The following is a 5,764-nucleotide window of genomic DNA, read 5'->3' as shown; positions in this document are numbered from 1 at the left end:
TACTTCATGTACAACCATCATTTTAAAGGCGAAGCTATAATCACGTTGTGTGCGTTTAACTCGTTGTTCTTGTGCATGTTCCATAAAATAAGTCTCTTAAGGTGTAAACTTATTTCAGGACGGGACAGTACCGTCATAAAAAAAGCCGCATCGAGTGCGGCTTTTTTATGACATCTGTTATTTTGCTTTACGCTCTTTATCAACAAGGAATTTCACGATTTCAACAGTACGTGCATCTTCACCTTGTACGATGTATTTACCATTGACGGTAATCGCAGGCACGCCACTCAATTGATATTGAGCCGCTAAGCTTTTCGCTTGAGCAATTTTTGAAGACACAGCAAATGATTTAAATGTGCTGTTAAATTTCGCTTCAGGAACACCATAACGGGTGTAGAACTTCGCAAATGCGCCTTGTTCTAAGATATTTTTCTGACCCACATGAATGTCATGGAACAATTGTAAATGTGCTTTTTGACGAACACCCAGTGCTTCCGATGCATAGTAAGCACGCGCGCCTTGTTCCCAAAGTGGATTCATTGCTGCAGGTGTACGGACAAAACGTACATCTTTAGGCAATTGCTTTAACCACGTTTGCATATGCGGTTCTAATGTAAAACAATGTGGGCAGCCATACCAAAAGAACTCACGGACTTCGATTTTACCCGGACGTTCGACTTTAATCGGTTTTGGAATAACTGTGTAATCAGTCCCCGCGACAAATTGCGCTGCCATCGCACTGCCAGAAAAAGCCAAAATAGCTGTTGTAATCGTGCCTAAAAGGAATTTTTTCATTGAACTTATCGTCCTCAAAATCATTATGAATTAGTTTATGGCAACACTATAAATCAAATCTGTCGATTTCGTTTTCATTCTGTGAACTTTTTTAAGGCTTTTATCGCTTTTTTTTCAGGACGCGCTACACTAACTCCCATAAACTTTTTTCTAAAATATAAAGACTTGATTGAGGTGCAACCGATGTCGCAATTGAATGTTGATCCACAAGAAATTGCCAAATTTGAAGCTTTCGCAGCCATATGGTGGGATCAGCATTCTGAGTTCCGCCCTTTGCACATGATTAATCCTCTGCGTTTGAACTGGATTGATGAGCATTCAAATGGCATCACTGGCAAGAAAGTATTAGATGTGGGCTGTGGCGGCGGTATTTTAGCTGAAAGCATGGCACGTCGCGGTGCGCAAGTATTGGGTATCGACATGGGTGAAGCGCCATTGAATGTTGCACGCCTACATGCCGAACAAGAAAATGTGCAAAATATTGAATATCGCCAAGTGCCTGTAGAGCAATTGGCAGAAGAACAAGCCGGTCAATATGACGTCGTTACCTGTATGGAAATGCTCGAACATGTACCTGATCCAGCATCAATTATTTTAGCGTGTCAAAAACTGGTAAAACCGGGTGGTCATGTATTCTTCTCGACCATTAACCGTAATCCTAAAGCCTATTTGTTTGCGATTATTGGTGCGGAATATGTTTTACGCATGTTGGCGAAAGGCACTCATGATTATTCAAAGTTTATTAAACCTTCAGAATTAGCTCATGATATTCGTCAAGCCGAGTTAAAACTCAAAGATATGACTGGTTTACATTATAACCCGATCACCAAACGCTATTGGCTCGCACCCAATGTGGATGTGAACTATATGGTTCATACGGTGAAAGAAGCCTAATGAAAGCTGTACTCTTTGATCTTGACGGTACACTGATTGATACCGCGGCTGATTTTATTCGTATTATTCAAGACATGTGCCGTGACAAAGGCATTGCGGTGGTCAGTGCAGAAGACATTCGTGTACAAGTATCTGAAGGCGCGCGTGCGATGGTCAAACTGGTCTATCCAGAGTTAGACGTTGAAGATCCTGTCTTTCTGACACATCGTCAACGCTTTCTAGATCTGTATGGTGCTGATATAGCCGTCGATACAGACCTTTTTGAAGGCATGTATCCGCTACTCGATGAACTGGAACAGCATCAAATTCCGTGGGGTATCGTCACCAATAAACCGCGCTCACTCAGTGAAGCGTTGCTCAAAGCGCTGAATTTAACTGAGCGCTGCTCGGTATTGGTTTGCCCAGATGATGTCAGTAAAACCAAGCCAGACCCAGAGCCGATGTATTTAGCCGCCAAGCACATTCATCTAGATGCTCAAGATTGTATCTATGTCGGTGATCATCCACGTGATATCGATGCTGGTCGTAATGCGCAGATGTATACGATTCTAGCGGCTTATGGCTATTTACCTTTACAACACAAAGATGACTTAACAGCTTGGCATGCAGATTGTATAGTGAAGACTGTTGCTGAACTGCATGAAGTCATTCATGATTTGGTCATCAAACCGAAAACGCTCAACACAGCGACTTTATAACGATAGAACACAACACAATAAAACGAGGAGGTACGGATGAAATATTCAGAATATCAACCTCGCCCCGATCTGCTCAAAGATCGCATTATCCTGATTACAGGTGCGGGCGATGGTATTGGCCGTGCGGCTGCCCTCAGTTATGCCTTACATGGCGCAACCGTGGTCTTACATGGACGCACACTGAATAAACTAGAAGTGATTTACGATGAAATTGAAGGCTTGGGTGCCCCCCAACCGGCGATTTTACCGCTACAACTGTCTAGTGCCTCTCCTCGTGATTATGAGCTGTTGGTCGATACCTTAGAAAAGCAATTTGGTCGCCTTGACGGCATTTTGCATAATGCCGGGATTTTGGGTGAGCGGACTGAACTAGAACATTATCCTGTGGATGTATGGGATGATGTCATGGCGGTGAACCTTCGTGCGCCTTTTGTACTGACTCAAGAGCTGATGCCATTACTGCAAAAATCTGAGCATGCCTCAGTGGTCTTTGCCAGTTCGGGTGTGGGGCGTGAAGCCCGTGAACGTTGGGGCGCGTACTCGGTTTCAAAAATTGCCATTGAAGCGGTCAGCACTTTATTCGCAAAAGAAAATGTACATCCGAATATTCGCTTCAACTGCATTAACCCAGGGGCAACACGTACTGCCATGCGTGCAAAGGCGTATCCAGACGAAGATCCAAAAACTTTGCCTACGCCTGAAAGCATTATGCCTGCATATTTATATTTAATGGGTGACGACAGCTTGCATTTAACCGGTGCCAGCATAGATGCCCAAGATGAATAGGGTGAAAACCCAATTTAAAAAGGAAGCGCGAGCTTCCTTTTTTATGTATTGAATGCCTACAAGACATCATTAACCGACTGATTTCGCGGTGTCCACGCGAAAGTCGACTTGAGTTTTTAGCAAATTTGCCGATACTTGGGGCATTCTTTAAAAACATTGGATTGATACATGTCTGACTTTAGCAATATTACAGTGACTCCAACTGAGGATGGCATGGTTAACCTACTGGTCGATGGTCAACCCATTTCAGCAAAATATGGCATGAAATTCGACCCGAGTATCGTGGACGATTTAAAGGGCTTAGATGTCGGTCAAAATGCAAAATTATTTGAACAATTTATTTTTTCGCATACTGACTTAAACTTTGAGCATGCCTATTTCTATGTCACTTGCATTCAAAAGCAAGAAGCAGGCTTTCAAGTGATCACTAACTTTGTTTATCGCATCATTGCGCAAGATCAAGCGCCGTTTGAGCATGTGATTACCAAACAAGGTGCAGCAATGACACCTGAAGATATTAATGAATTTATTCAAGCTCATATTCAAAAATCATTAACGGATTATACTGACCTGAAATACGCATACTAAGTGTGTTCCAAGTGAAAAATTCATGTTTAAAAAGGGCCATTTGATGCCCTTTTTTTAAACCCTTAGATTAGCATTTGAAATTCAACAAGCTTTGATCAATAGACAGCTTCATTACCCAACTTTCCATTGATCGTATTTTTAAATTATTTTTATAATAATATTCGGTTTTTCAAATTAAATATAAAAGCATAGACTGCTTGCCATGACATAGACCGACGGCAAGGAGACCCAAATGGCTGATCAAACACGTAAAATTGAAACCATTCGTTCAATTGAAACCTTACAACTGACTGAAAATTTGATCTCTGCAATGGACGATGCCGAGCAAGCTGAATCTGTGGCTCAAGCGATTTATTCACTCCAATGCCTCAATGAGCAGTGGTACTAAAACCCGAATTTACCCACCGTTTTCATTCCAGTATCTCTACCCTATTTGCCCATCAAGACTTGATGGGCGTTTTTGATCGTGCTTACAATAGACCTCAAATTTGATCAAGACTGCATTGCAAGGATAAAAAGCACGCATTATCGGACCATCGCTTTCAAGATGGAAAGATTGTTCTCGGCGCCAAATTTATCGCATAATATCCGCAATCTCTTCGTTTTATTTAAAGAAATATTCATCTTTCTTCACAGTTTCTCTGCATTTAATGCGTACAGTAGTGATATTGAAGATAAATTACTCATGAGGGTTGAACATGAAAAAGATTTTGCCAATTTTGGCTATTTCTTTCAGTGCTTTAATAGCAAGCAGCATCACGTCTGCAGCGCCTCACTTCAAGAACGATGAACGTGGCTTTGATGGCCCACGCGGCAATGCATATGGTCAAATGAAAAAAGATCGTGATTACCGTGGTTATCAGGACGATGACGATCTTGAAGATCGACGCCGTATGCGTGAACAACGTGGAGTCAAACGTTTGCAACAACATAAATGGCAAACGGGCTATGTGATGCCACAGCATTATCGTGGTAATGGTTATAAAGTCGATTATAAAGACCATAACTTACCTAAACCATCGCGTAATCAGCAATGGTATAAAATCAATAATGACTACATATTGGTCAACTCAGATAGTAACAGTATTCTGAAAATTTTAGGTATGTAAGCCGTTTTGAATTTAATTTCGCCATATTTTTAAAGTCCAGATCAACTCTGGGCTTTTTTTATGAGTTTTTTTTAATGTTTAACCGCAAAAGCTGATGCTGCCTAGCGTTCAGATCATTTACACACCTTCAAATTTCCTCCATACATTTCACAATTCAACTATATTGCCCCCACGCTTTCTCTGAACTTTCTCGCTAATTTTGAATCATCGAAAAACAGATTAGAAATGTATAGAGGTGTCCCATGAACAAAATCGTATCGAGTTTAGTTCTTTCCGTATCGGCTTTGATGGCAACAACAGCAGCCATTGCTGCGCCAGACCATCGTCAAGATGACCGCCGTTACCATCCGTCATACCAACATCAAGACAACCGTTGGGACAAAGATCACCGTCCGAGTAATTGGAATAACAACAACCGTTATGACAATAATCGCTACGACCGTAATGACTTTCGTCGTGTAAATCCAAGCCGCGATTGGCGTGTTGGTCAAAGCTTTCCTCGTTATTTCGATTCAAGCCGCTACAAAGTGAGTGACCGTGAAGCGCGCCGCTTACCGAACACCGGTCGTTATCAACAATGGTACAAAATCAATGGTGACTACGTGCTAGTCAATGATCGTACCGATCGCATCATTCGCATTAAGAATGGCTAATCATTCGACGATCTCTTAAGTCCCTTTCCCAACACCTGAACACTGTTCAGGTGTTTTTTATCAAATGGAGCGTAAAACTCTGTCCTTCAGGTCAGAGATATAAGCGACACGACATGAAGTGTCGTTTGATTTAACTAAGGACTATTTTCCTTGAGTTTTGATTGTTAATATAAGTACATGAAAACCCTTAAATTACGTATAAAAGACAAACATTGCAAGGTGTTAGACCAACTAGCATCAG

At 41.6% G+C, this 5,764-nt stretch carries 8 protein-coding genes; 7 read left to right on the top strand and 1 reads right to left on the bottom strand.

Annotation, left to right across the window (positions count from 1 at the left end; translation table 11 throughout):
* Nucleotides 1-177: 177 nt before the first annotated feature.
* Nucleotides 178-795, bottom strand: a complete 618-nt coding sequence (locus FTV38_RS16375; protein ID WP_111885097.1) for a thiol:disulfide interchange protein DsbA/DsbL — start codon at nt 793-795, stop codon at nt 178-180.
* Between the two features lie 183 nt (nt 796-978).
* Here FTV38_RS16375 and ubiG point away from each other — a divergent pair, with 183 nt between their 5' ends.
* The 7 genes from ubiG (at nt 979) to FTV38_RS16340 (ending at nt 5,523) form a co-directional block, all read left to right on the top strand.
* Complete coding sequence (gene ubiG, locus FTV38_RS16370) at nt 979-1,689, top strand: bifunctional 2-polyprenyl-6-hydroxyphenol methylase/3-demethylubiquinol 3-O-methyltransferase UbiG (protein WP_078190637.1); 711 nt, start codon at nt 979-981, stop codon at nt 1,687-1,689.
* Nucleotides 1,689-2,387: an HAD family hydrolase gene (locus FTV38_RS16365; protein ID WP_180022988.1), complete on the top strand. Its 699-nt coding sequence runs from the start codon at nt 1,689-1,691 to the stop codon at nt 2,385-2,387. The genes ubiG and FTV38_RS16365 overlap by 1 nt, the downstream gene beginning before the upstream one ends.
* Nucleotides 2,388-2,423: 36 nt before the next feature.
* A complete protein-coding gene (locus tag FTV38_RS16360; protein ID WP_180022987.1) occupies nt 2,424-3,173 on the top strand; it encodes a YciK family oxidoreductase in 750 nt (249 codons plus the stop codon).
* A 168-nt stretch (nt 3,174-3,341) separates the two neighbouring features.
* Nucleotides 3,342-3,761, top strand: a complete 420-nt coding sequence (locus FTV38_RS16355) for a hypothetical protein (protein WP_111885093.1) — start codon at nt 3,342-3,344, stop codon at nt 3,759-3,761.
* Nucleotides 3,762-3,993: 232 nt separating this feature from the next.
* Entirely contained in the window at nt 3,994-4,149 is a 156-nt protein-coding gene (locus tag FTV38_RS16350) for a hypothetical protein (protein ID WP_180008593.1), read from the top strand.
* 310 nt (nt 4,150-4,459) lie between these two features.
* Nucleotides 4,460-4,870, top strand: coding sequence for an RcnB family protein (locus FTV38_RS16345; protein WP_180022986.1), 411 nt, complete (start codon nt 4,460-4,462; stop codon nt 4,868-4,870).
* A 242-nt stretch (nt 4,871-5,112) separates the two neighbouring features.
* A complete protein-coding gene (locus FTV38_RS16340) occupies nt 5,113-5,523 on the top strand; it encodes an RcnB family protein (protein WP_168379728.1) in 411 nt (136 codons plus the stop codon).
* Nucleotides 5,524-5,764 lie beyond the last annotated feature (241 nt).

Source organism: Acinetobacter sp. YH16044, from assembly GCF_013417145.1.
Taxonomy (GTDB): Bacteria; Pseudomonadota; Gammaproteobacteria; order Pseudomonadales; family Moraxellaceae; genus Acinetobacter; species Acinetobacter amyesii.
The sequence above is the reverse complement of the archived record's forward strand: the minus strand, read 5'-3'. Positions and strand labels throughout refer to the sequence as shown.